21 protein-coding genes and 1 pseudogene are annotated in these 25,218 nt (G+C 57.5%); 13 read left to right on the forward strand and 9 right to left on the reverse strand.

Features of this window, described 5'->3' with window-relative positions; all coding sequences use genetic code 11:
• Positions 1–34: 34 nt before the first annotated feature.
• Complete coding sequence (locus AC30D7_RS04570) at positions 35–688, reverse strand: hydrolase (RefSeq protein WP_019649847.1); 654 nt, start codon at positions 686–688, stop codon at positions 35–37.
• Between the two features lie 223 nt (positions 689–911).
• Between AC30D7_RS04570 and AC30D7_RS04575 the strand changes: the two genes are divergently transcribed.
• From AC30D7_RS04575 to AC30D7_RS04590, 4 genes are all read left to right on the forward strand, one after another.
• Positions 912–1,877: a tripartite tricarboxylate transporter substrate binding protein gene (locus AC30D7_RS04575; protein WP_490133230.1), complete on the forward strand. Its 966-nt coding sequence runs from the start codon at positions 912–914 to the stop codon at positions 1,875–1,877.
• Position 1,878: 1 nt separating this feature from the next.
• Positions 1,879–2,370, forward strand: a complete 492-nt coding sequence (locus AC30D7_RS04580) for a tripartite tricarboxylate transporter TctB family protein (protein ID WP_490133231.1) — start codon at positions 1,879–1,881, stop codon at positions 2,368–2,370.
• Between the two features lie 24 nt (positions 2,371–2,394).
• Positions 2,395–3,903, forward strand: coding sequence for a tripartite tricarboxylate transporter permease (locus tag AC30D7_RS04585; RefSeq protein WP_490133232.1), 1,509 nt, complete (start codon positions 2,395–2,397; stop codon positions 3,901–3,903).
• 348 nt (positions 3,904–4,251) lie between these two features.
• The gene (locus AC30D7_RS04590) at positions 4,252–4,554 is read left to right on the forward strand and encodes a hypothetical protein (protein WP_490133233.1); all 303 of its coding nucleotides are present in this window, start codon (positions 4,252–4,254) and stop codon (positions 4,552–4,554) included.
• A gap of 157 nt (positions 4,555–4,711) precedes the next feature.
• Here the strand turns inward: AC30D7_RS04590 and AC30D7_RS04595 are convergent, their stop codons facing one another.
• Positions 4,712–5,143, reverse strand: a complete 432-nt coding sequence (locus tag AC30D7_RS04595; RefSeq protein WP_019578968.1) for a nuclear transport factor 2 family protein — start codon at positions 5,141–5,143, stop codon at positions 4,712–4,714.
• Positions 5,144–5,221: 78 nt separating this feature from the next.
• Between AC30D7_RS04595 and AC30D7_RS04600 the strand changes: the two are divergent.
• The 4 genes and pseudogenes from AC30D7_RS04600 to AC30D7_RS04615 form a co-directional block, all read left to right on the forward strand.
• Positions 5,222–5,347 (forward strand): annotated as a pseudogene (locus AC30D7_RS04600) (LysR family transcriptional regulator); the annotation flags it as partial.
• Positions 5,348–5,435: 88 nt separating this feature from the next.
• Positions 5,436–6,938, forward strand: a complete 1,503-nt coding sequence (locus AC30D7_RS04605) for a sensor domain-containing diguanylate cyclase (RefSeq protein ID WP_490133234.1) — start codon at positions 5,436–5,438, stop codon at positions 6,936–6,938.
• A 153-nt stretch (positions 6,939–7,091) separates the two neighbouring features.
• The gene (locus AC30D7_RS04610) at positions 7,092–7,736 is read left to right on the forward strand and encodes an ATPase (protein WP_490133235.1); all 645 of its coding nucleotides are present in this window, start codon (positions 7,092–7,094) and stop codon (positions 7,734–7,736) included.
• A gap of 74 nt (positions 7,737–7,810) precedes the next feature.
• Positions 7,811–8,152, forward strand: coding sequence for a YajG family lipoprotein (locus tag AC30D7_RS04615; RefSeq protein WP_028940580.1), 342 nt, complete (start codon positions 7,811–7,813; stop codon positions 8,150–8,152).
• Positions 8,153–8,293: 141 nt separating this feature from the next.
• Here AC30D7_RS04615 and AC30D7_RS04620 read toward each other — a convergent pair whose 3' ends face one another.
• From AC30D7_RS04620 to AC30D7_RS04635, 4 genes are all read right to left on the reverse strand, one after another.
• Entirely contained in the window at positions 8,294–8,944 is a 651-nt protein-coding gene (locus tag AC30D7_RS04620) for an MliC family protein (RefSeq protein ID WP_490133236.1), read from the reverse strand.
• A gap of 261 nt (positions 8,945–9,205) precedes the next feature.
• Entirely contained in the window at positions 9,206–10,621 is a 1,416-nt protein-coding gene (locus AC30D7_RS04625) for an amino acid permease (protein WP_490133237.1), read from the reverse strand.
• A 155-nt stretch (positions 10,622–10,776) separates the two neighbouring features.
• Entirely contained in the window at positions 10,777–11,832 is a 1,056-nt protein-coding gene (gene ocd, locus AC30D7_RS04630) for an ornithine cyclodeaminase (RefSeq protein ID WP_490133238.1), read from the reverse strand.
• Between the two features lie 50 nt (positions 11,833–11,882).
• Positions 11,883–12,917, reverse strand: a complete 1,035-nt coding sequence (locus AC30D7_RS04635; protein ID WP_490133239.1) for a histone deacetylase family protein — start codon at positions 12,915–12,917, stop codon at positions 11,883–11,885.
• Positions 12,918–13,036: 119 nt separating this feature from the next.
• Between AC30D7_RS04635 and AC30D7_RS04640 the strand changes: the two genes are divergently transcribed.
• The gene (locus AC30D7_RS04640) at positions 13,037–13,537 is read left to right on the forward strand and encodes an Lrp/AsnC family transcriptional regulator (protein ID WP_018925946.1); all 501 of its coding nucleotides are present in this window, start codon (positions 13,037–13,039) and stop codon (positions 13,535–13,537) included.
• A gap of 215 nt (positions 13,538–13,752) precedes the next feature.
• Here AC30D7_RS04640 and AC30D7_RS04645 read toward each other — a convergent pair whose 3' ends face one another.
• Complete coding sequence (locus AC30D7_RS04645) at positions 13,753–18,567, reverse strand: M10 family metallopeptidase C-terminal domain-containing protein (protein ID WP_490133240.1); 4,815 nt, start codon at positions 18,565–18,567, stop codon at positions 13,753–13,755.
• A gap of 179 nt (positions 18,568–18,746) precedes the next feature.
• Positions 18,747–19,457 (reverse strand): TetR/AcrR family transcriptional regulator, encoded by a 711-nt coding sequence (locus tag AC30D7_RS04650; RefSeq protein ID WP_490133241.1) that lies wholly within the window; start codon positions 19,455–19,457, stop codon positions 18,747–18,749.
• A gap of 112 nt (positions 19,458–19,569) precedes the next feature.
• Between AC30D7_RS04650 and AC30D7_RS04655 the strand changes: the two genes are divergently transcribed.
• On the forward strand, positions 19,570–20,226 hold the full coding sequence (locus AC30D7_RS04655) for an O-methyltransferase (RefSeq protein ID WP_490133242.1): 657 nt from the start codon (positions 19,570–19,572) through the stop codon (positions 20,224–20,226).
• Between the two features lie 144 nt (positions 20,227–20,370).
• Here the strand turns inward: AC30D7_RS04655 and wrbA are convergent, their stop codons facing one another.
• The gene (wrbA, locus tag AC30D7_RS04660; protein ID WP_007938311.1) at positions 20,371–20,973 is read right to left on the reverse strand and encodes an NAD(P)H:quinone oxidoreductase; all 603 of its coding nucleotides are present in this window, start codon (positions 20,971–20,973) and stop codon (positions 20,371–20,373) included.
• A 456-nt stretch (positions 20,974–21,429) separates the two neighbouring features.
• Between wrbA and AC30D7_RS04665 the strand changes: the two genes are divergently transcribed.
• From AC30D7_RS04665 to AC30D7_RS04675, 3 genes are all read left to right on the forward strand, one after another.
• On the forward strand, positions 21,430–22,698 hold the full coding sequence (locus AC30D7_RS04665) for a cystathionine gamma-synthase family protein (protein ID WP_490133243.1): 1,269 nt from the start codon (positions 21,430–21,432) through the stop codon (positions 22,696–22,698).
• A 136-nt stretch (positions 22,699–22,834) separates the two neighbouring features.
• Positions 22,835–24,271, forward strand: a complete 1,437-nt coding sequence (locus tag AC30D7_RS04670) for an amino acid permease (RefSeq protein WP_019578958.1) — start codon at positions 22,835–22,837, stop codon at positions 24,269–24,271.
• A gap of 51 nt (positions 24,272–24,322) precedes the next feature.
• Entirely contained in the window at positions 24,323–25,213 is an 891-nt protein-coding gene (locus tag AC30D7_RS04675) for a LysR substrate-binding domain-containing protein (protein ID WP_490133244.1), read from the forward strand.
• Positions 25,214–25,218 lie beyond the last annotated feature (5 nt).

Below are 25,218 nucleotides of genomic sequence, written 5' to 3' on the forward strand. Positions count from 1 at the left end.
TGAAACAGCGACTCCGCAGAGTCGCTATTTATTCTCAATGGCCTTCAGAGGCATGGAACATGGTCTTGGCGTAGATCAGGCCCAGACCATAGGCACCACCGTTGGCGATGGAGGTTTTCACCGTCTCGTCGTAAGTCTCGGTGCGTGCCCAGTCGCGCTGCAGTTCAAGCAGGTATTGCAGCGATGTCATTGGGCGGGCACCGAGCTGGATCATGCGTTGCACGGCCATTTCATGGGCTTCGATGGAGACATCGCCACAGGCATCGGCGATGAAGTACACCTCGAAGCCTTGGTCGAGGGCCGACAGTGCCGGGCCAACGATGCACACGGAGGTCCACAGGCCGGCCAGGACGATTTTCTGTTTGCCGATGGCGTTGACTTCAACGGCAATGCGCTCGTCTTCCCAGGTGTTCATGCTGGTACGGTCGATCACTTTGTGTTCCGGGAACACCGATTTGATTTCGTCGAAAATCGGGCCGGAGAAGCTTTTCTCGGCAACGGTGGTGAGGATGGTCGACACGTTGAAGCCCCGGGCTGCCTTGGCCACCAGTGCGGCGTTATTGCGCAAGGTGACGGCATCGATCGACTTGGTCGCAAAGGACATTTGCGACTGGTGATCGATCATGATCAGGGTGTGGTCGGTTGGGTTCAGCAGGGTTTTGCCAGGTGCTGCTTTTGCGATGGCCATGATGATGTCCTTGCAAGTGGATTGTGGGTGGTTCACAGGGCCTATGGTTGCGTAGATTTCGATGCGGATATTGAGTCGATGTGCTGTCTTTGATTAACGGCGCATCAGCACAAAGGCCGTCAACAAACACATCTATGACCTACGCTTGTTTCCAGACGAATGCTCACCGAACAGGGGCTCTCCCTGATCGAAAACAACAAGAACGGCTATCCGGAGACGTCTCATGTTTGCACTGGCCCGTCGATTCAGCAGCAACCTCGCCGCTTTCATTACCGCCGCCGCACTCGCATCACCCGTTTTTGCCCTGGACACCGTCAAGTTCATGGCCCCAGGTTCCGTGGGTGGCGGTTATGACCAGACCGCGCGAGTCCTGGGCAAAGCCATGGTCGAGGCCCAAACGGCCAAAGCCGCCACCTTCGAGAACAAGGGTGGCGCCGGCGGGACCCTGGGGTTGGCGCAATTTGCCAACGCCACCAAGGGCGACCCCGATGCGCTGATCGTGGTCGGCGCGATCATGGTCGCGTCCATCGAGCAGAACAAACCGCAAATCACCTTGAAGGACGTAACCCCGATCGCCCGGCTGTTTACCGAATACAACGTGATCGCCGTACGCGACGACTCGCCGTACAAAACCCTGGAGGACTTGCTCAAGGACTTCAAAGCCAACCCGTCCAGCATCAAATGGGGCGGTGGCTCCAAGGGGTCGATCGACCACATCGGCATCGCCGAACTGGCGAGCAAGATGGACATCCCCGTCAACAAGGTCAATTACGTTGCCTTCGCCGGTGGCGGCGAAGTCGTTGCCGAGGTGCTTGGGGGGCACATCACGGTGATCACTGGCGGCTACGCCGAGCTGGCCAAATACGTGCAATCCAAGCAGTTCCGCTTACTGGCCGTCGGCGCGCCCAACCGCGTTGAAGGCATCGACGCACCGACCCTCAAAGAGTCTGGCTACGACGTGACGATCGGCAACTGGCGGGGTATTTACGGCGCGGCGGGCCTGACGCCTGAACAGCGCAAGGCACTGACGGAAGCCGTCCTGACCGCCACCAAAAGCGCCGTCTGGCAGGAAAACGTAAAAGCCAATGCGTGGTCGCCGAGCATTCTGACCGGGGATGATTTCGGCAAATTCGTCGATGAGGAGCACGGACGCCTGCGCGCGATGCTGGTCAAGGTCGGGCTGCTTTGAGATGGCCGGGCGCTGGAGCGTAAGGCCGGCTCAACTGGCGATTGGCGTCGGCATTGTCGTGATCAGTGCGGTATTGGCGGTCGGCGCCTCGCGGTTTCCCCCTGAGATGGGCTTCGTCATCATGCCGGCCTATGTCTACCCCTATGCCGTCGCGGCATTTCTGGGCGCCGTTGGTCTGTTGATGGGCTATCAGGCGCTCACCGGTGGTTTTCGCAACCTCGCCGATGATCATGAGACTTCCGGGGCCGAGCCCGGCGGCAAGTCCGGGGCGACCTGGGTTACGGCAGGGCTGCTGGGCGTGGCGTTGCTCATTTCCTACATCGGCTTCGTCTTGGCTGCTGCATTGCTGTTTGCCTGTTCGGCGCGAGGCTTCGGCAGCCGCAGCCCGGTGCGGGACCTGGCCATCGGCATTGCCCTGACGCTGCCGATCTACTGGCTTTTCACCGCCGGGCTAGGGGTTTCCCTTCCGCCCTTGATCAACGCCTGGATCTGATTCAGGCCGAAGGAGGTCGACAAGGTGGATATTCTCTCGAATCTGGCCGTCGGCTTCGCTGGCGCGCTGACGCCGATCAATCTGATGTGGGGGTTTATCGGTTGTCTGCTGGGCACTGCAATCGGAGTATTGCCGGGGATCGGCCCGGCGCTGACCGTCGCCTTGCTGCTGCCGATTACCGCCAAGGTCGACCCGACCGGGGCACTGATCATGTTCGCCGGCATCTATTACGGCGCTCAGTTTGGCGGCTCCACCACCTCGATCCTGCTCAACACCCCGGGGGAATCGTCCTCCATGGTCACGGCCCTGGAAGGCAACCTCATGGCCCGCAACGGACGGGCAGGCCCGGCGCTGGCAACGGCCGCCATCGGTTCATTCGTGGCCGGCACCATCGCAACGATCTTGCTGACGTTGTTCGCGCCCCTGGTGGCCACGCTGGCGCTGAAATTCGGGCCGGCGGAGTATTTCGCGATTCTGGTGCTGGCCTTCACCACTGTGTCGGCAGTGCTCGGCGCGTCGATGCTGCGCGGCTTTGCTTCATTGGGCATCGGGCTGACCATCGGTTTGATCGGCCTCGACTCGACGTCAGGCATTGCCCGCTACACCTTGGGGGTTCCCGAACTGGTCGATGGCATCGAAGTGGTGCTGGTCGCGGTGGGGATGTTTGCCGTCGGTGAGGCCTTGTACGGCGTGCTTTACCAAAAGGAAGAAACGGCCGGCCGACACCGCATGAGCTCGTTATGGATGACCCGCGCCGACTGGAAACGCTCGGTTCCTGCGTGGTTACGGGGCACCTTGATCGGCTTTCCCTTCGGGTCGATTCCGGCCGGTGGTGCGGAAATCCCGACGTTCCTGTCCTATTCCACCGAACGCAAACTCAGCAAGTACCCAAAAGAATTCGCCGCCAGCAAAGGCGTGGGCGCCATCGAGGGTGTCGCTGGCCCCGAGGCGGCGAACAACGCGAGCGCCACCGGCTCGCTGGTTCCACTGCTGACCCTGGGCATACCGACCTCCGCGACGGCGGCGATTCTGTTGGCGGCGTTCCAGAACTACAACCTGCAACCGGGGCCGCTGCTGTTCCAGACCTCGGGCGAGTTGGTCTGGACCCTCGTGGCCTCCTTGTACATCGGCAACGTCATCCTGCTGGTGCTGAATCTGCCGTTGGTGGGGCTTTGGGTCAAACTCTTGCAAATCCCTCGGCCGTACCTGAACGCCGGGATCCTGGTATTCGCCACCATCGGCGTGTATGGCATGCGCCACTCAACCTTCGACTTGTTTCTAATGCTGGGCATTGGCTGGGCCGGGGTGTTGATGCGCCGCTTCGACTTCCCCGTCGCCCCGGTGATCGTCGGCATGCTGCTGGGGCCGATGGCGGAAAAACAGCTGCGTAATGCTTTATCCATCAGCCAGGGCGACTGGATGATATTTGTGACGCAACCGATTGCGGCGTCGGTGCTGGCGTTGACGTTGTTGGTGTTGCTGGTGCCGTATCTGCTGCATAAGCGTGGGATCAAGTTGCATGAGGATGATTAAGCATTCTGGGCAAACACGCGTTTGGCGGGCAGTCCACAACGGTCCACGTTGTGGCGCACAACTTTCCAAGACGTTTCCTACAACGTACCCTGTTGCCGCGTTTTGGTATCGACCCCTATAGTTCGGGCTCGCGGTAAACACCGCGAACGACCTTGGCCGGTCGGTCACACCAAACGCATCAGCGTCATTGTTCAGACCTATTTATGTCTGGATATCGTGTTATGGCAGCTGTGCGCGGGACACCCTAGGGTGTGCCGGATTTAGGGTGTGCCGGTCGGCCAACCCGCACATAGCTGCCACCTTTTTCGCTTGGCCGCGGAAGGTGGTTGCTCTATTGGAGTTACACCCATGTCCGACCAAGTCATGCCCCGTTACCTCCCCATCGACACCTACGACGCCGACACTCCGGTGCTCTTCATCAATACCCATAAAGAACTCAGCGACCTGGCCGCCTGCGCCATGCATCGCTTCACCGTGGTTCGCGATCTGATGGACACCTTGTCCAGCCTCAACCTCAAAGGTATTTCCGACTGCGACCTGACCCGCGTCACCCGGGCGGTGCATCTGCTGACGCGTGAAGGCTGTGCCTTGCTGGATGTGATTCAGGCTCGGGCGTTGCAACGGGAGGAGGGGTTCAAGGCTGCTGTTTAGTGGTAGCGACGGACGCCATCGCGAGCAGGCTCGCTCCCACATGTGATCGCTGGCGTGCACAAATACTGTGCTCACAGAAAATCCAGTGTGGGAGCGGGCTTGCTCGCGAAGAGACCGGCACATCCAGCATTGCAACTGCCTGACACCCCTCGCCAGGTCAGAGCCGGAACGCTTGTCGTCCTACCAGTAACCATTTTCCTTGCTGCTTTTGCCAGATCTGAAAGTTCTCGATTTCCGTGGGAACAATCTCGGTGCCCTTGATGGCTTGCGCCGAAAAATGATGGCGGACCAACGCCACATCACCCGAGACGGTGATTTTCTGATTCTGCATCTCCAGCGTTTTGAAAGCGCTTTTTCCGGTTTCGATGTCGGCGATGAATTCTTTCTTGTCCTGGATTTTCCCGCTGGAATGCCCGTAGGTCAGGTTTTCAGCGGTGAGCGCATTCAGTTGTGGGACGTTTTTGGTCAGCATCGCTTGAGTCAGATGGTCTACCGCAGCGGCAACATCCGTCTCGCTCGATGCGGGGGAGGCCGCCACGTAGCCACTGAACAGGCATAAAAAACCGATAATCAGTTTCACTTTTTTCATGGGTAATTCCTTGTTGTTATAGGTGCGAGGATGACAGATGAATTACGTCAACTCATCCGTCATCGTACAACATATTTGCAGCGCGCGGGCTTTGGTCTGCACGTGCTTTACCCGAGCCCGCAGCATCTGCCGTTGGCGGTATCGGCTTTCATTGAACTGGCGATGGAGAAACTAAGAGTGGAAGCATTCCCGGCGCAGGGCTGAACTATCCAAATGCATCAGCAATGCTGGCCAAAAGCCTTCTATAATGCACGGCCTTTGACGCCAGTGTACTCAACAGCCCGGTACTTCCTTGAAACGCGATCTTCGACTTGCCACTTTTCTGATCTTTCTGGTGTGTGTCTCCGTGGTGCTGCTGACGGCCTGGCAGACATGGACAGCCCGACAGAACACCTTGAGCGACATCAATACCGATACATTGAACCTGACCCAGGCGCTCAACACTTACACCGAGGGCACCTTCAAGCAAAGTGAAGTGCTGTTGCTGAGCCTGACAGAAAGGATCGAGAAAGACGGTACCGGCCCGGAGCAACTCGAACGGCTGAGCAAGTTGGTTGCCCAGCAGATGGATGCGCTCCCGCAATTAAATAGTGTGGTGCTGTATGACGCCCAAGGGGACTGGCTATTCTCGGCCAACATGCCGATCTCATCCAATAGCAACAACGCAGATCGGGCGTTCTTCCAGTATCACCGCGACACTCCGGATCGCGGCATCTATATCGGCCCGGCGATTCTTAGCCGGGCCACGTGCGCCTGGGTGATTTCGGTCAGCCGACGCATCGATCACCCTGATGGAAGTTTTGCCGGGGTAATCGCCGCAACTATCAGCCTCGAACACTTCCTCAAACTTTATCGAAGCATCCACGTGGGGCAATTCGGCGCGATCAGCCTGACCTCATCCGAAGGGCGCCTGCTGGTGCGGTATCCCTTTCAAGTGGAAGACATCGGCCGTGATCTGTCTCACGCACCCATATTCTCCGAATACTTGCGTAACACCTCATCAGGCACCGTGGACTTTGCGTCGAAAGTAGATGGCATCCATCGCCTCTACGCGTTCAAGAGAAACGATCAATATCCTGTCGTCACGACGGTTGCGGTGGGACAGGCCGAGGCAATGCAAGCGTGGCTCAGTCAGACAAAGCAATCTGTCGCTGTGGTGCTGCTGTTGTTGGGGCTCTTGGTCGCACTGGGACGCCGGCTGATTTCCCACATCAGCCGGCGTATTCGGGCGGAGGAAAAATTGCTCGCCACCCAAACCGCACTGATCGAGCTTAACCAGACACTGGAAGTTCTCGCCAGCGAGGACAAACTCACCGGCCTCGCCAACCGCCGGCATTTCGATCAGTTCCTGGATGTCGAACTCAAACGCGCCAAGCGACTCGCAAGCCCGTTGTCACTGATCCTGATCGATGTGGACTTTTTCAAACGCTACAACGATCACTACGGCCATCTCGCTGGAGACGAATGTCTGCGGATCATAGGTCAGGCGATCAAGCACTGTGTCCGTCGCCCAGGTGACATGACAGCTCGCTATGGCGGGGAAGAAATCGCCGTGGTGATGCCCAATACGGACGAATCAGGAGCGCGAACGGTTGCCGAGGCGATCCTGTCGTGTATTGCGGCCGAGCAGCTTGAGCATTTGTCGAGCCCGTTAGGTATCGTGACCGTCAGCCTGGGGTTGGCGACATATGTCGCCGACGGCAGCGACCCTGATGAAAAGGCACTGATCGGTCGTGCAGATCGCGCGCTTTACGCGGCGAAATCGCAGGGGAGAAATCAGCTGAGCGTCGCGTGATCGAGCAGGCACTTGAAGGAAAGCGCAAATAATCGGCACGCGGCGCAACTATCGGTTCAAGTGATAGTGACAATCAAGAAACGCAAGTTCTGCTGGGTCGGGTAAAGGCGGAAAATCGCCTCCATCGAAGACGCAGCTCAAGGAAATTGCGCGATGAAGACATTGACCCGACTGGCAATTGTCGCCCTGTTGATGGGCGGGGTTGCTACTGCTGCAACCGCCTACGCAGACGACGCCCAATCGTGCCATTTTCTGCCCATCGCCGGCGCCAGTACCGGGTTGCAGCATTCGCAAACCGTCGGTGTGCTGTACAGCGAAAACACCCTGGACAACCTGCAATACCTCGAGCGTTACCACGACGTAGCGCTGAACGGCGCGCGAGATGCGCTGGATGCGCGGATTCGCGACGCGTTCATCAACAGTTCCGATCCGGAATTGGCGATCGACTGGCTGATGAGTTCGCTGCAGCAGCAGTTCCTGTCGGTGACCGTCTACGACAACCTCGATGCGTTGTTGCAGGCCCATCCGGATGTGGTGGTGATGCTCGATACCCACAACCGTTTGCTGACCCAACGCAACAGTCAGGTCGAAGCGCGTTTAGCCGCACGGTTCTACGACGCCAACCTGCAATACATCGGCAAGGCCGAAGGCGCCGTCGAGAAACAAATGCCTTCGGTCTGGGTACACCGTAAAGCCGCAGCCGAGATCGCCGCCCAGATCGATCAGCAACGCGACCTGCAACTCAGCGCCTTGAAGCAGTTCGATGACTCGCTCAAGACCCTGGTGACTGCTGGCTGAACACCCGGACCATAACCGCAACGACAGTGCCCCGTTGCGCAACGAAACAGATTTTTTACTTCAGGACTGCACCGATGCGCCCTTTATTTGTTCCTGCCATGGCTGTTGCCACCTTGCTGCTGGCCGGTTGCGCCTCCGCGCCGAACGACCCGACGCTGACCTTGCAGACGAAAAAAACGCCTGCCGAGTACGCCGATTGCGTGGTGCCGAAGTTGCAGGGCAACGCACTGAACCCGACGGTCTCGCAAACCCAGCGCAGCTACCGGATCGTGGTGCCGAGCAAAGTCGCCGCAGACAACGTTCTGGAAGCCTACAAAGCCCCGAACGGCGGCAAGGTGTTTTTGTATGAGCGCCACTTGCTGGCGTCGAACTTCATGCCTTCGAGTTTCGAACGTGCCGCGCAGGATTGCCTGTAACCCGTAACCGCTTTGAAAAATGCTCCTTTGGTTGGCCGCAACCAACCAATTTTTAGCCCCGAACCTTATGTGGTTTCGGGGCTTTTTTTGCGCGCAGGTTTTGGGGCTGGGAGTAGGGCGCCGGTACTTGCGCCAGAGACATCAACCGACCGGCTCGGCCTTGCAACTCATTGGCCCTGAGCCAGGCTTCTGGAATAGCACCACGTCGCCGTCTTGCCAGAAACTGTAATTCCCTAGGGAGTCCTTGCCTGTGTATCGGGTTCCCGAATCACTCGGCTCCTGGTTCAGGACAATCGAGGTGTTCGCCCATTTCAGGAACACGACACCCGGCTGCGTGGTGAAGAAGGTGGCGGCAACCAGCGGATTAAGCCCTGTACAACGAAAAGCCAGGGGGCCCTCTGTAAGCCTGTATGGGTCTTTGGTTCTCACAATGGCCGAACCTTGACGCAACTGGTGCGCGCGCTCGGCATAACTGCGGACTGTGCACGCCTTGGGTGTCGGTGTGGAGGCGCAATGATTGCGGGCATCGATCCAGAACTGCTGGTCGATCATGATTTTGTCCGGACGCGGCACTGAATGTTCATCCGTGAGCGCCAGGCGATAAAGACGCGTCAGTTCGATATCCATCTGCGCCAGTTGCGGATCGCGACAGATCAGTTTCTCGACAGGCGCCTTTGCCTCGCCACAGTCGAAGCTGGTCTTGTAGGTTGGCGCAGCCATTACACAGGTGCTCGCCGCCGTGCATACGCTGGCAGCGAGCAGACAGCGGAAAAGGCTCGTGACCGTTTTCATATTGGCTTCACCCAGATCATTACGTGATGCCCGGATTGCCGTGGGATGTATCGATGCATTGAACAGTGATTCGTTCGCATTGGTGTATCGCAGTGTAAGTCAGTGCTCAGAACTTGCCATACCGCTCGGCGGTGGTTGGGTTGCAGGAGCGAGTTGGCCGCCATTGATATTTGACGGCCTTCGCTTGCAGCTATTCGACCCGCAGGTGCCCCACAAATGCCGCATCACTCAAGGGCGTTGCCCCAAAGGCTCCAGGTAAAATCAGTTGTACTGACTTATCGATCCAGCTGCGGGTTTGGGCCTCCAGGTGTGGGTCAGCTGATAGGCAATTGCCAACCATATAAACCACCCCGGCATGACCATTAAAGCAATACGGGTGTCAGGTCTTAATGCCAGCAAACAGAGAACAAAGCCCAGGAATGCCAAAGAGAACCAGGCCATCGGCACGCCGCCAGGCATCTTGTAGGTCGATTGCGCATGCAGGTCGGGTCGGCTTCTGCGATAGGCAATGTACGACGCGAGGATGGTCGACCAAGTGAAAATCACCAGGATCGCCGACACGGTCGAGACAATGGTGAACGCTGTCATGACTTCCGGAACGATGAACAGCAACAGTACACCCACCAGCATCAATAGTGTGGTGAACGCGAGGCTCAGCAGAGGCACGCTATTGCCCGACAAACGCCGAAAAATCCCGGGTGCATTGTCGTGACTGGCCAGCCCAAACAGCATGCGGCTGGATGAAAATACGCCACTGTTGGCCGATGAGGCGGCAGACGTCAGCACCACAAAGTTCACGATACCGGCGGCTGCGGGAAACCCTGCAATCAGAAACAGTTCGACGAAAGGGCTCTTGTTGGGCGAAACCTGTTGCCATGAAGTCACTGCAATAATGCAGGCTAGAGCCAGCACATAAAACAGGATGATTCTCAGCGGAATCGAGTTGATGGCTTTAGGCAGGGTCTTCTCGGGGGAGCGGGTTTCGGCGGCTGCAGTGCCGATCAGCTCGGTGCCGGCAAAGGAAAAGATGGCCATCTGAAAACCGGCAAAGAAACCGAACAGGCCATTGGGGAAGGCTGCCTGTTTATCCAGCAGGTGGTTCAGGGATGCGGTGACGCCATTGGGCGATACAAATGAACTGGCAATCAGCACCATGCTGACGCCAATCAAGGTGACGACGGCAATGATCTTGATGATCGCGAACCAGAACTCCACCTCACCGAAAAGCCTGACGGTCAGCACGTTCAAGGCGAACAGCGTCAGTAGCATGCCAATGGCCGGTATCCAGGCGGGTACATCAGGGAACCAGTATTGAAAGAAGCCGCCGACCACTACGGAATCGCCCACCACCGCGACGCTCCAACTCAGCCAGTACGACCAGCCGAGGAAGAATGCCGCACGCGGGCCAAGGTAGGCACCGGCAAAGTCCGCGAAGCTTTTGAAGTTCAAGTTGGAGAGCAACAGTTCGCCCATGGCGCGCATGACGAAGTAGACGAACAGGCCGATGATCATATAGATGAGGATGATCGACGTGCCGGAAAGGGCGATGATCTTCCCGGAGCCCATGAACAGGCCTGTGCCAATGGCGCCTCCCATGGCCATTAACTGAATGTGACGATTGCTGAGGGTGCGCTGCAGCGCGGGCTGTTCAGGCAGCCCGGACGGAGTCGTTTTCATTACAAAACCTCTTGATTTTATGTTTTTGAGTTTTGGCAGAAAGTGGGTGTCTAGCGTTCTTGTTAGAGACGTCACGGCTAATGACGTCGCTTGTTTGCAGGTGTCAGGGTTTCTCGTCTGCGAGCTCCTTTCTCTAGAGCATCACCTTTGGGCTATCAGCTGACTGTGCGCAGGCGCGACGGAGCGATGGCCAGCGGTTGTTCGAGCAGTTGGTAGAGGTTTTTTATGTTGGCCGGCGTCGGCACCAGATGGATGCGCTCACCGATGGCATGCTCCCGCGCCAGATCGTGCACGTAGCGCAGTGACGAAAAGTCTTCGAGGGCGAAACCCACGGAATCGAAAACCGTGACCTGTGCGTCGCTCTCACGGCCCGCTACTTCACCTTGAACAATCCGGAAGAACTCGACGACGGGAAAGTCGGCCTCCAGTTGTTGAATATCGCCTTCAATCCGGGTTTGAGGTTCAAACTCAACGATGACCCGGGCATTGCGCAGGATGTCGGCGTGCAGTTCGGTTTTCCCCGGGCAGTCACCGCCGACGGCATTGATATGCATGCCGGGCTCGATCATTTCGGGCGTCAGAATCGTTGCATAGGCTTTGTCTGCGGTGACCGTGGTGACGATGTGTGCACCCTTGACCGCGTCCTGTACCGAGCTGGCCAGAATCACCTCAATATCCGGGAATGCGGCTAGGTTGCGCTTCAACTTAAGTGAAGCGTCGCGATCGATATCGAAAATGCGGATTTCCTTGATGGAGAGCATTTCGTAGAAGGCGATGGCTTGAAATTCGCTCTGGGCGCCATTGCCGATGATTGCCATGATGTTTGCATCAGGGCGCGCCAGGGACTTCGCGACCAGGGCGGAGGTCGCGGCGGTGCGCACGGCTGTAGTCAGCGTCAGTTCGCTGAGCAAGGTGGGATAGCCACTGTGGACATCGGCCAGGACACCGAAGGCCATGACCGTCAGCAAATTGCTTTGACCGTTGTCCGGGTGACCGTTCACGTATTTGAATGAGTACTGTTGGCCATCGTCGGTCGGCATCAACTCGATCACACCATCGGCCGAATGATTGGCGGTGCGCGGCGACTTATCAAACTGCGCCCAGCGTGAGTAGTCAGCTTCGATGTAAGCCGCCATTTCGCGGATTGCCCGGCGGATTCCCACCTTGGCGAACAGGCGTGCGGCATGATCGACGTCTATAAAAAGAGTCATGTTTTTATTCTCCGATTCAATAGTTGAAACGCTGCGATTCAGGGGATGACTCAGGCGCGTTTGCTCTCGTAACCATGCAGCACGTTGACCGCATTGATCCCGATTTCATCAACCATGTAGCCGCCTTCCATCACGAACAGGGTGGGGCAGCCCACGCCCGCTATCAGCTCGCCGATGCCGATGAAATCGTCGCTTTCCAGCAGGAAATGGCTGATTGGGTCGTCCTTGAACGTGTCGACGCCGAGTGAAATAACCAGCACTTCAGGGGCGAATTGCTGAAGTTTCTTGCAGGCGTGGAGCAGGGCGTTACGGTAACTTTCCCAGGTGGTGTTCTTCGGCAACGGGTAGTTGAGGTTGTAACCTTCGCCGTGGCCGGCGCCGACTTCGTGGCTGAAGCCTGAGTAATACGGATAAGACACTGTCGGTTCGCCGTGCAGCGAGACAAACATGACGTCACTGCGCCCGTAGAAAATGTTCTGGGTGCCGTTGCCGTGATGAAAGTCGACGTCCAGTACCGCGACACGTTTGGCGCCTTGGGTGATGGCTTGCTGTGCGGCAATGGCGGCGTTGTTGAGATAGCAATAGCCGCCCATGTATTCACGTGCTGCGTGATGGCCCGGCGGGCGGCACAGGGCAAAGGCACTGTCGTGGCCTTCATTGATCAGCGCCAGTCCGGTCAGCGCAATATCGGCACTGGTTCTTACCGCTGGCCATGTGGTGGCGGTGATGGGGGAGCCAGCGTCCATGGCGTAGAAACCCAACTTGCCGTCGATGTAAGTCGGCACTTGCTCGTTGGCCAGATCGCGCACTGGCCACACCAGCGGCAAGGCATCGTGGGTGCGTCCGGTTGCGCTCCATTCAGACCAGGCGGATTCCAGAAAGGTTACGTAGCGCTCGCTGTGCGCGTTGACATAGCACGACCGGTCAAAGGCTCGCGGTTCGATGATCTGACCAAGCCCGACCTGCTTGACTCGATGATGGACGGTATCGGCCCGACTGGGCTGTTCGAAGGACGGCTTGAGCACGCCGTCTTTCAATTCGGTGCCGTGGTGTAAACGGTGGGAATCACTGAAAACTGTAAACATTGTGCGCATCCGTTGATGTGAACCAGTGCAAATATTTTGTTCTGGTACGGATGCGATTTCTTTGCTTTGTTTTCGGTGTTTGGTAGATATTACGGGAGGTTTTACTCAGGAATGGCGTAATGCAGAAAAAAACATCCAAGCGCATCAGTCTCGACGACACCGACCTGGCGATTCTCGCATTGCTGCAGGAGGATGCGAGTATCTCCAACGCCGAGCTCAGTGAGCGTCTGTCGTTAAGCCTTACGCCTTGCTGGCGGCGGCGTAAGAGAATGGAGGAGGCGGGAGTGATCAAGGGCTATCAGGCTAACCTTGATCGACGAATGCTGGGGCTGGATATCATGGCGTTCGTGCATATCCGTTTTTCCACCCACGCCGATCACGCCCCCGACGACTTCGAGGCGGTGATTGCGCAATTGCCCGAAGTGTTGTCCTGCCACAAGATCACTGGGGATGCCGACTATGTGCTGCAAGTGTTGGCGGAGGATCTTGATAGCTACAGTGACTTTATCGAGCAGGTGCTCAGGCGTCAGGTGGGTATTGCCTCCATCCAGTCCAGCCTGGCATTACGCGAGGTCAAGACCAGTAGCCGTATTGCGATACCCAAATCGAGCAAGGACTGAAGGGCAGGGGTTGGATCACCTCGCTGGCGAAATTGACGCCTGCCCCCCATACCAGAATGCAAAATGCTGTCGGTGCGGGCTTGCTCGCGAAAGCGGTGGGTCAGCTTGCACCCATGTTGGATGTACCGCCGCCTTCGCGGGCAAGCCCGCTCCCACATTTTGATTGATGGCTGTCCTCGATTTTTCGAGCACTGCAAATCCCTTTTGGGCGTAACTCAGGCTGTGAAGTCGCTGACGTGCAACTCCGTGACGCCCACCAGTGCGATTTCGAACTCGGGGGCGGCGTCGGCATCGACGCTGCCGTAGAGAATGCCATCGGCAAAGCGCAGTTGGCCGGTGGCGTCGGCAGGGTCGAAGGCGTTGCTGCCGATGAAGGTGAACGCGTCGATAGCAGTGGTCAGCGGGTTGGCGTCCAGGCCGGTGAAGTCCAGATGATCGCCCTCGGTGCTCTTGAAGCCGTTGATCACATCGCGCAGAGCGCCGGCGCCCATGTCCGACAGCGCATCAAACACGTAGGTATCCGCGCCAGTGCCTCCGGTGAGGTTGTCGGTGCCGGCACCGCCGATCAGCCGGTCATCGCCCGAACCGCCCACCAACGTATCGTTGCCCGCACCACCGTTCAGAACGTTCGCGCCGCTGTTACCCGACAGCGTGTCGGCGTAGGCGCTTCCCGTGAGGTTTTCGAAGAGCTTCACGGTGTCGAGCCCGGAACCCACGGTGTTTTGCTGCGCTGACGTCGAGAGGTTGACGGTAACGCCAGACGCGGCGCGTTCAAAAGACACGGTGTCATTGCCCTCGCGTCCGTCCAGCACGTTGTTGCCGGCTCCGGCGAATAGCGTGTTGTCCAACGCGTTGCCCGTGCCATTGGCGGCGCCAGTGCTATCGATATACAGATGCTCGACGTTGTTGCCGAGGGTATAGGCCGCCAGGCTGCTGTGCACACTGTCGATCCCACCGGACAGCGCATTGCTGTTGATCTCGATCACGATGTCGTCGGCGTTGTCGACATAGTAAGTGTCGCTGCCATCGCCGCCGCTCATGCTGTCGCCCCCTGCGGCACCATCGAGCACATTATTGCCGGCATTGCCGGTGATGAAGTTGTGCTGCTCATTGCCGGTGCCGTTGATGCCCGACACGCCGGTGAGCACCAGGTTCTCGAGATTGGCGCCCAAGGTCCAACTGACCGAGGCCTGTACCGTATCGATCTGCGAGGTCGAGGTGTTGCTTTCCACCACGCGGTCGAGCACGTTATTGACCACATAGATGTCGTTGCCATCGCCACCGGTCATGGTGTCGGCGCCCAGTCCGCCATCCAGCGTGTCGTTGCCCGAGCTGCCCACCAGGGTATCTGCCTGGTCGGTACCGGAAATCATCGTCCGGTTGTTGTCGAAAATGTCCTGCACGCTGTTGTTGTCGTTGGGGTTGCCCTGGAAGCCAAGGTCATTGGCGATGTAGTCGGCCAGGCGCTGGCCGACGATTTCCGCCGATTCCTCGTGCAGGTGCCAGACGTCGTCGGGATACGTCAGCGGATCGACTTCGTGTCGCAAGGGGAGGTCGTTGTAGTCCACCGCCAGCTTGACGTCGGCGCGCTCGGCGGCAATGGCTTCCTGGGCGGCGTGAACATAGCCAACCCCCTCGACGATGGAGGCGATCTTCTCTTCCGAATAGCCACGGGCGCGCGCCGCGTCCTGCTCGTAGTGACCGGTTTCCATCATGTACACGTCGAAGTTGCCGAACTGGGCATGCAGGTAGTCAAACACCTTTAGGGTCGCATCCTTGTAGGCCGCTGCTGCCGCTGCTTTGTCCGTGGCTTGGGCGATCTCCTGAGCGGCTTCCTCACCCTGGCCCCAAATGATGCCCATGGTGACGTTATTGATCGATTGCAGTTCGCTGCGCTGGTCGCTCAGCAGCGTCACTGCGCGCAACAGAGCAGCCCCGGGTTGGTCGGTGTCGGTCAGCCACCAGCACAGCTTGAGTTCCTCGGCGCTGAGCGTCGATAGGCCGGTGACCGTGCTGCCGCCCACCGCGATGTCGATGCCGTTGCCATCGGCATCGGTGAACTGGCTGCGCACGTCATAGGGGGTGTAGCGGTCCAGGTCGTTGACCAGCATCGAGGTGCCGGACTGATTGTCGTCCTCCGTCATGCGCAGCAGGCGTGCATTGGATTGGCCGAGGGTGGGCAGGTAGAGGATGTCCTGCTGGGCGTGCTGGCCAAACACGAAGTCACTGGCGGTCAGGGTGTTGAGGTAGTTGCCGCTGAGGGCGATTTCAAAGCGATTGCCATTGGCATCCGCTTCGGCGGACTTGATGTAGGTCTTGTCGCCGGCCGTGTTGAGGGTGATGTACAACGTGCCATTGTGGCCATCGCCAAGGCCGACAAAGCCCAGGCCCGACACATCGATCTTGTCGACGCCCGCGGTGAAGTCATAGATCGTATCGGTGGCCGTGACACCACCCGTGTCGTAGTCGCGGTAGCTGTCGAGCAGGTTGGTATAGCGGAAGGTGTCGGCACCGTCGCCACCATACAGCGAGTCGCGTCCGGCACCGCCGTCGACGGTGTCGGCGCCAGCGCCGGCCTTGATCGTGTCGTTGCCACCGAGGCCGAGGATTAGGTCGGCACCCGCCGTGCCGTTGAGGGTTTCGGCATTGTTGGTGCCGGTGACGGTGTTGGCCACTACCAGATCGAAGCTATCGCTGGCCGATGCACCGGCCGGGTCCATGGCCTTTATCAGCACGTTGTAATTGCCGGATGCGGTGCTGGTCGGCGTGCCGCTGAAGGTCAGGTTGGTGGAATTGAAGCTCAGCCACGCGGGCAGGGCGCTGCCATCGGACAGGGTGGCGGTGTAGTTGAGGTTGTCATTATCCGCATCGGTGAAGCTGGTGGCTGGCACCACGTAGCTAAACGGGGCGTTTTCGGTTGCGTTCTGATCCAGCAGCGGCGTGGCCAGAACCGGCGCGTGGTTGGTCGGTGACGACGTGGCGAAGACGAAGTTGGCGCTGGTCAGCTTGTCGAGGTAGTTACCGCTCAGTGCCACTTCGAAGCGGTTGCCATCGGCGTCGGCAGTCAGGGACTTGATGTAAGTCTTGGTGCCGGCACTGTTGAGCACCACGTACACGGTGTTGTTCTTGCCATCCCCCAGGCCGGTGAAACCCATGGCCGAGAGGTCGATCTTGTCGGCGGTGATATCAAAATCGGTGATCAGGTCGGCAAGGTTGGCACCGCCGGTGTTGTAATTGCGGTAACTGTCCAGGCGATTGGAGAACACAAAGGTGTCCGCTCCGGCGCCACCGGTGAGGGTGTCCATACCGGCGCCGCCGTCGAGTTTGTCGTCGCCCGCGCCGCCATTGAGGCTATCGTTACCCGCCAGGCCGAGCAGGGTGTCGGCCGAATCACTGCCCAGCAGCGAGTCGTTGCCGTTGGTGCCGGTGAGCACACGATTGAAGATGAAATTGCTCGCGGTCAGAGTGCTGGCGAGGTTGCCCGAGAGTATCAATTCGAAGCGATTGCCACTGGCGTCGGCATCGTAGTCCTTGATGTAGGTGCGGTTAGTGCTGGCGCTGTAGCTGACTTGCAAGGTACTGCCATGGCCATTGCCCAGGCCGGTGAAACCGAGGCCGGCGAGGTCGATCTTGTCCTGGGTGACGTCGAAGTCGGTGATGGTGTCATCGAAGCTTGCGGTTGCGTTGCGATAACTGTCGGACTGAGTGGTGAAACGGAACGTATCGGCGCCGGTACCGCCGGTGAGTTTGTCGATGCCTGCACCACCCACCAGAATGTCGTCACCGGCCCCGCCATTGATGGTGTCGTTGCCGGCCACACCATAGAAAATCTCGCTGCCGGCGCTGCCCAGCAGGATGTCATTGCCAGCTGTGCCTTGCACGGTGATCATCGGCACCGTGTCGCTGACGTAGCTGCCGTCGCCATAGACCAGCGTCGCACCGTTGCTGGTGTGGCTGATGGTGTTGCCGATGATGGCGTTGCGATCGGTGCCGTCTTCATTGCGTTCCGCAACACCGTAGGTCGACAGGTTGCTGCCGGTGATGATGTTGCTCTGGATGGTGTTATCGCTGCCGTTGTAGTACTTGCCGGACACACCCAGGGTGTCGTTGTAGGACTGGATGATGATCTCCGGTACGGGGTTGCCCAGGGAATTGCTGTTGAGCGTGTTGTCGATAAGCTCGACGTGGTTGCTGCCGTAGATGCGGACCCCGGCGCTGATGTTGTCGTGAATGTCGACGCCGCTGACTGTCACCTCGCTGGACATTTTGATCAGCACCCCTTCGGCGCCGTTGCCATACACTTCGCCACCGGTGATGGTGATGTTGCTGGGGGAGGGGATGTTCTCGCTGCCGCGCTGCACCACGATGCCATTGCCGCCGTTGTTGTAGGCAACGTTATTGGTGAGCGTGAAGTCGTGGGTGCTGGTCACGATATTGAAACCGTGCCGGTCGTTGTCGTAGGCGACGTTGTTTTCGAAGGTGCTGTTGCTCAGGAAGTCAGCGACGAAACCGTCCAGGCCGTTGCCGTGGGACACGCTGTTCTTGATGACCATATTGACGGTCTGCTCATGGGGGTCGAAACCGTACCCGGAGCAATCCTTGATCTCGACGCTGTCGAGGGTGACGTTGGAGTCGTAGCCTGCTTGCCCGGGAATGTAGCCGTTGAACCAACCGTCGATCTTGCCCGTGGTGTTGTCACGGTTGCCGTCGATGGTGAGGTTGCTGACGCCAAAATCGTGGGTTTGCTCGCCATAGGCGGAGCGGATGACTCCGGTGATCTTGGTGTCGGAGCCGTCAGCCACCTTGACGGTGGTTGCCCCCATGCCGTCGCCGTACAGGTAGACGTTGCTCTTGAGCATCAGGCAACCGTCGGAAGGTTCCACTCCTCCCGAAACGATATAGGTCCCGGTCGGCACGTAAACCTGCCCCCCGCCTGCGGCGGCCGCCGCATCAATTGCACGTTGTATCGCCGCTGTGTCGTCAGTGATGCCATCTCCTTTGGCGCCAAAATTTTGTACATTGAAAATCATGAGCTTATCTCCGTATCAGGCAAGAACCTCGGAAGATGCCAATATTCCATCGACAGCCAACGGTTATGACCGAGCGGAGAGCAAAAGTGTGTGACCACATATCGGGGATGTGTCAAAAAACCGGACTAACTGATTAGCGGTTGAGAGGGTGTTTCAAAAAAGTAACAGATTGTTGACGCTCACTCTGGTAGCGAGCGATGCCTGTGTGGGAACGGTGGGCTGGCAGTAGACAATGCGCGCTCGAGAACCTGGGCGTTTTGTGGCTGACTGAGCGCAGCAATATAAGCGCAAAACATATCCGCCATCCCATTGGCACACACCGTAACTTCCACTTCGGTACGCGGATTTCCTGAAAAGTCTTTCCCCACTGAACTGAGCGTTCTACGGATCAGATCACAGGCCTGTGCGCGGATTGGCTCGCTCGCCTCGGGCAGCAATTCGAGCATAAAGGTTTCAAAGATTTGCTTCCCCGCCGCGCGCACTTCGTGGGCTTCGGGTGCATCGCGATAGAGCGGGGCGGCGTCATGCAGCGCACCGCGCATCTGCGCCTCTTCGCACTCCGAGCGGATAAAGGCATGCACCAAGGTGCGCAGACGATCCTGCGGCGGCTCTTCCAGATTTTCCAGAATCCGCCGCAGCATCCCGGTGGTCTGCTGCCACTCATCACTCTGCAACCGGAACAGAATCGCCGCCTTGTTGGGAAAGTACTGGTACAGCGAGCCGATACTCACGCCAGCCTTTTCCGTGACCCGCGCGGTGGTGAATCGGGTCGCGCCTTCCTTGGCCAAAACCTGAATAGCGGCCTCCAGAATTGCGCTCACCAGCTCAGTGGAGCGTGCCTGCTGCGGCTGTTTACGTGAGGAAATACGGGCAGTCTGGCGGTTGGTCATGGGCAGCTCGGGCGTCAGGGGAGAACGCGAATAGCGAAGGTTGCGAATCACTCGCATCATTTAAATGTGACGAATCAGTCGCATCTTAGCCCTCAACGGATGGAAAACAATCATGACAACCCTGACCACCGAGCCATTGGCAACCCTGATCGAACGCCTCTACACCCAGGCCAATGCGGCTACCAGCCCGGCTCTGGAAAACTTTTCTGGCGAAGAACGTGAACGCCTGATGCACAGCAAGACCGATTACCTGAAATTCTACGGGATGCTTAAAGACCTGTGGCTGCCGGTCTCCCGCGACACCGGCAAGCTGCTGTATATGCTGGTGCGCAGCACCAAGGCAAAGGCCATCGTCGAGTTCGGCACCTCGTTCGGCCTGTCCACCCTGCATCTGGCGGCAGCGCTGCGGGACAACGGCGGCGGTGTACTGATCGGCAGCGAATTCGAACCGTCGAAGATCGCCCTGGCGCGCGAACACTTCGTTGAAGGTGGCGTCAGCGACCTGGTGGACATTCGTGAAGGCGATGCGCTCGTCACCCTGGCAAGCGATCTCCCGGGGACTGTCGATCTGCTCCTGCTGGATGGCGCCAAGGCGCTGTATGGCGACGTGCTGAGTCTGGTTGAAAAACACCTGCGCCCGGGCGCTCTTGTCGTGGCGGACAACACGGATTACTGCCCTGAATACCTGGCTTATGTGCGCTCATCGGAGAACGGCTACCTGTCCGTGCCGTTCGCCGACGACATTGAAGTTTCAATGCGCATGGGCTAATGCAGACCTGTTGAGGGGCCACCGACTCCGGTGGCCCGATGTCGAAATCAGACTCGTACACCGCAGTGTTCGCCTTCTCATAGATACGGGAGAGGTGCAGGCCGGCAACCTGTCCTGCAACATGCGCCCATTCAGGTGCTTACGTTAACCCGCGATCTTTATTGCAAGCTCAGCGACGTGTTTACCCTGGAAACGCGCGATATCCAGTTCATTTTGTGACGGTTGCCGTTTACCGTCGGCGCCTGCCAGGGTGGTCGCGCCATAGGGTGTACCGCCAGTGATCTCGCTCATGTTGGTCAGCCCTGCGCAGGTGTAAGGCACACCCACGATGACCATTCCTTGATGCAGGAGTGTGCTGTGAAACGACGTAATCGTGGTTTCCTGGCCACCGTGCTGGGTGCCGGTCGATGCAAAGACACTGCCGATTTTCCCGACCAGCGCGCCGCTCATCCACAGTCCGCCGGTCTGGTCGAGAAACGTGCGCATCTGTCCCGCCATATTGCCGAAGCGCGTCGGTGTACCAAAGATGATTGCATCGTAATTGCCCAGCTCGTCAGGTGTCGCCACCGGTGCCTTCTGGTCAAGTTTGACGCCGATGGCTGCTGCCTGTTCGGCCGGGATGGTTTCAGCGACGCGCTTGAGCGTCACGTCTGCGCCGGGTACGGATCGTGCGCCTTCGGCCACTGCGCCGGCCATCGTTTCGAGGTGACCGTACATTGAGTAATAGAGAACCAGTACCTTCGCCATGATTTTTCTCCTGGATTAAGCGCCATTCGATGGATTAGGAAGATCTTGGGTTACACCACTGCCAACAAACTGCAGCGGCAGGCGTAGCACTCGGTCACGAACAAAACGGCGGCTCACACCCACCCGACTGCTGGGACTTTGACGGCATGCGGATTAACACTAGCAGCTCCGTATGCTGCCTGCCGGGCAGTCAGGGAAGCTATTCGATTGATGGCAGATGGCAGCACGTGTAGTGGGGAAGGGCGCGCAGCAAAGAGGGCATCTGTCATAGGTAATTCACTTCGCTCAATGCTCATGGGCATGTGACTGGATGGTCAGGGCACCCGGTACCCAGCCATTAAAAAAAGTACCCCTTACTCCCGGATATCATGATTTTTCACAAGCATGAGCTTTCCATATAGTCCTCCCAAGCCCACTTGGAACACGGTTGTGTTTCCCTTGATGCGAGAGAACTTTATGGAAAATAAGAAACGCGCCGTCCAGGCTTCAGAGGTTGGGATGGGGACTCGAGCCGTATGGGGAGGTGAGCAAGTTCAACATCCTTACAATGCGACCCAGACACCCATCGTGGTCAGTGCCGCCTATGGCTATGACGATATCGATAAGTGGTACGACGTGGCATTGGGAAAGGAGCCTGGCTTCATTTACAGCCGGATGAGCAATCCCACTGTCTGCGTCTTGGAAGATAAACTCTGTGAGCTAGAAAACGCGGAGTCGGCTGTAGCTTTCAGTACCGGAATGGCTGCAATTAGCGGTGTATTACACACCTTCCTGTCCTGTGGGCAGCGCGTGATATCTACGCGTGACAGCTACGGCGGTACGAACAAGATTTTCGAGGAGTTTCTTCCACGCATGGGTGTGGAGGTAACTCTTTGCGATACGCTCGACACTGTGGCACTTGAGCAGGAGATCGCTAAAGGCTGCAGCGTCCTGTATCTGGAAACACCCTCGAACCCAACGCTGAAAATCGTTGATATTCGGCGCCTTGTGGCAGCAGCGAAGCGAGTGGGCGCTTTGGTTGTTGCAGACAATACATTCGCGACACCTCTGAATCAGAACCCGCTCGCTTTAGGCGTTGATGTGGTTGTGCACAGCGCGACCAAATTCCTGTCCGGTCATGGTGATGTACTTGGCGGCGTGGTTTGTGGTGCCGAGCATTTGATGTCTCAAGTTCGCCACTACCGCGAAATCAATGGTGCCTCGCTGGATCCTTTTTCGGCGTATCTAATCATCCGAGGCATCAAGACACTGGCTCTGCGTCTTCGCCAGCAACAGGCGAGCGCGAAGCTTTTGGCCGAGTACCTCTGTACCGAACCGCTGGTTGAGTCGGTGAACTATCCGGGGCTGCCTCAACATCCAGGTCATGACATCGCTCGTTCGCAAATGAACGGATTCGGGGCCATCGTCAGCTTCGTGCTGAAAGGAGGCATGGACACAGTGACTCGTTTGCTACCGCTGCTCAGATATGCGCATCGGGCGGGTAATCTGGGCGCTGTCGAGACCATCTATGGGCCGGCTCGGACGACCAGTCACGTGGAAAATACCTTGGAAGAACGTCAGGCACTTGGAATCTCCGAAGGTTTGGTTCGAGTGTCCGTAGGTATTGAAGATTCAGCAGATTTACTGGCTGACCTAAAACAAGCTTTCGCTTTAGTGCGAGGTAAACATGGTGATACGAGCTTTAACGCTGATAGTGCCCAACGTTTCATTGAGGTAGAAACCTGAATACGGGCAGGACGCTCGAGATTCATCTTAAGCCCTTCATGAAGAATGAAAATAATAAAATCCAGCGACGACAAATTTGTACTGCCCAACAGCCAGTTATAAGGCGTTTGTCCGAACATTTCATGAGAATAAAACTATGTCCACGCATATTGAAGATCATCAGTCCGACCCAAACTCGCGTTTCAAAAAGGAAATGCAAACACGCCACATCGTTATGTTGGCACTGGGCGGTGTGATCGGTACGGGGTTATTCCTTACCTCCGGTTACACGGTTAATCAGGCAGGGCCGCTCGGTGCAGTGATTGCTTACATCATCGGGGCAGTGATGGTGTATTTAGTCATGGTCTGTCTCGGTGAGTTGGCTGTACAGATGCCAGAAACCGGATCTTTCAGTAGTTATGCAACGCGATACCTGGGCCCAGGCACAGGCTATACAGTGGCCTGGCTTTACTGGCTCACTTGGGCAGTAGCTATCGGTTCAGAGTTCACAGCTGCGGGCATACTGATGGTTCGGTGGTTTCCTGATACACCGGTCTGGATTTGGAGCGCGCTGTTTGCCATCGCCGTTTTCTTAAGCAATGTTGTTTCTGTTCGGTGGTTTGCGGAGACTGAATTTTGGCTTTCGCTGATTAAGGTGCTGACCGTTATCACATTCATTGCGATTGGCGGAGCGGCAATTTTCGGTCTTATTCAAGTACAGAGTTTGCAGGGGGCGGGACTTTCCAACTTCACACGTGAGGGGCTTTTTCCTACTGGGTTTTTACCCATTGCAATGACCCTCCTGGCTGTTTCATTCGCATTTTCCGGAACTGAGCTGATCGGGATTGCGGCAGGTGAAGCGCAAGATCCACAAACTAGCGTGCCCAAGGCAATCCGCACGACAGTGGTACGTTTGGCGCTGTTCTTCGTGGGGACCATTTTCGTCCTTGCGACGTTACTGCCACGAGAGCAAGCGGGGCTCGTAGAAAGCCCGTTCGTGATGGTGTTTGAGCTGATTGGCATCCCATACTCTGCCGACATTATGAACTTCGTCATTCTCACGGCACTGATTTCCGCCGCTAACTCGGGGCTGTATGCGGCGTCCCGAATGCTGTGGACATTGAGCGATCAAGGACATATGCCTAAGCGCTACGCCAGGCTCTCCAGTCGGGGTGCACCGGTGAACGCCATCGTGCTTAGTATGGCGGGTGCAGTGGCTTCTCTGCTCAGCAGTGTGTTTGCCCCTGATACGGTTTACTTGGCCTTGGTGTCCATTTCCGGTCTGGCGGTCGTGGTCGTGTGGATGAGCATTGCTGCAAGCCAGATCGCGTTCCGTCGTCAATATGTCGCTAATGGCGGACGAGTTGAAGACCTGCATTTCCGTGTACGCGGCTATCCATGGGTGCCTATCGGTGCATTATTGTGTTGTCTGCTGGCCTGTGTGGGTATCGCTTTTGATCCTGAGCAGCGAGTGGCGCTTTACTTCGGCCTTCCCTTTATCGCGTGGTGTTACTTCGTTTACTGGATCACTCGAAACAAGAGAGCAGAGCGGTTGGCTTTAGCCGCAGCAGTTCATTCCTCTGGCACCGCGTGAGTTTTTCAGGCAATGATCGAGCATAGATAAAGCCCTGATGAGGTTGCGCCGATGAGTCAAAAGTCACTACCACCCTTGAACTGGTTGAGGGCATTCGAAGTATCGGCGCGTTGTTTAAACTTTACCCACGCGGCGCAAGAGCTCCATTTGACTCAAGGGGCTGTGAGTCAGCAGATCCGTCAGTTAGAAAGTCACCTCGGTGTGGCGCTGTTCAAGCGCTTACCTCGAGGGCTTGGCTTGACCGAGGAAGGGCAGTCGTACCTGCCTGTCGTACAAGACGCGATCAGTCGCCTTGCAGTCGGCACGAACGAGATTTTCGGCCAGCGCAATCGAAGACATTTGAAGGTGCGTGGCAGCCTTTCCTTTCTTCACTATTGGTTGGCCCCCAGGCTCGCGGATTTTTCTCGGGAGTATCCCCAGATTGATATTCGATACATCAGCAATATTTGGGTGAAAGAACCGGACGGCGAAGATGACCTGGAGATTCGCTGGGGATGCGGTGAGTGGTCGGGTTTGCACGCTCAGCGGTTGACTTGGGACATCCTTCAGCCTGTTTGCTCCCCAAAGCTCATGGCCAGCTCACCCATACATGAGCCACGCGACTTGATGAACCATTCTCTGCTTCACGTGTTGGGGTACGAAGAGGGTTGGGGTTACTGGTTAAAACGAGTTGGTGCAGACGACGTCGACTACTCCCGTGGCCTTCAGTTTGACACGCTGATTTCCACGATCCGCATGGCCGAATTGGGGCAGGGCGTTGCGCTGGCACGGTCTTCCGTGGTCGAGGATTTGCTTAAGAGCGGGCAATTGGTTGCGCCATTCAATCACCGAATCGAGGCAAGCGAATCCTTTTATCTGGTGCACGAACAGAACGAAGTGCTATCGCCTGATGCCGCACATTTTTCTGCCTGGCTGGTGGCGCAAGCCCATCGCCTTTTATAAAACTG

The organism is Pseudomonas sp. DF5, from assembly GCF_058148225.1.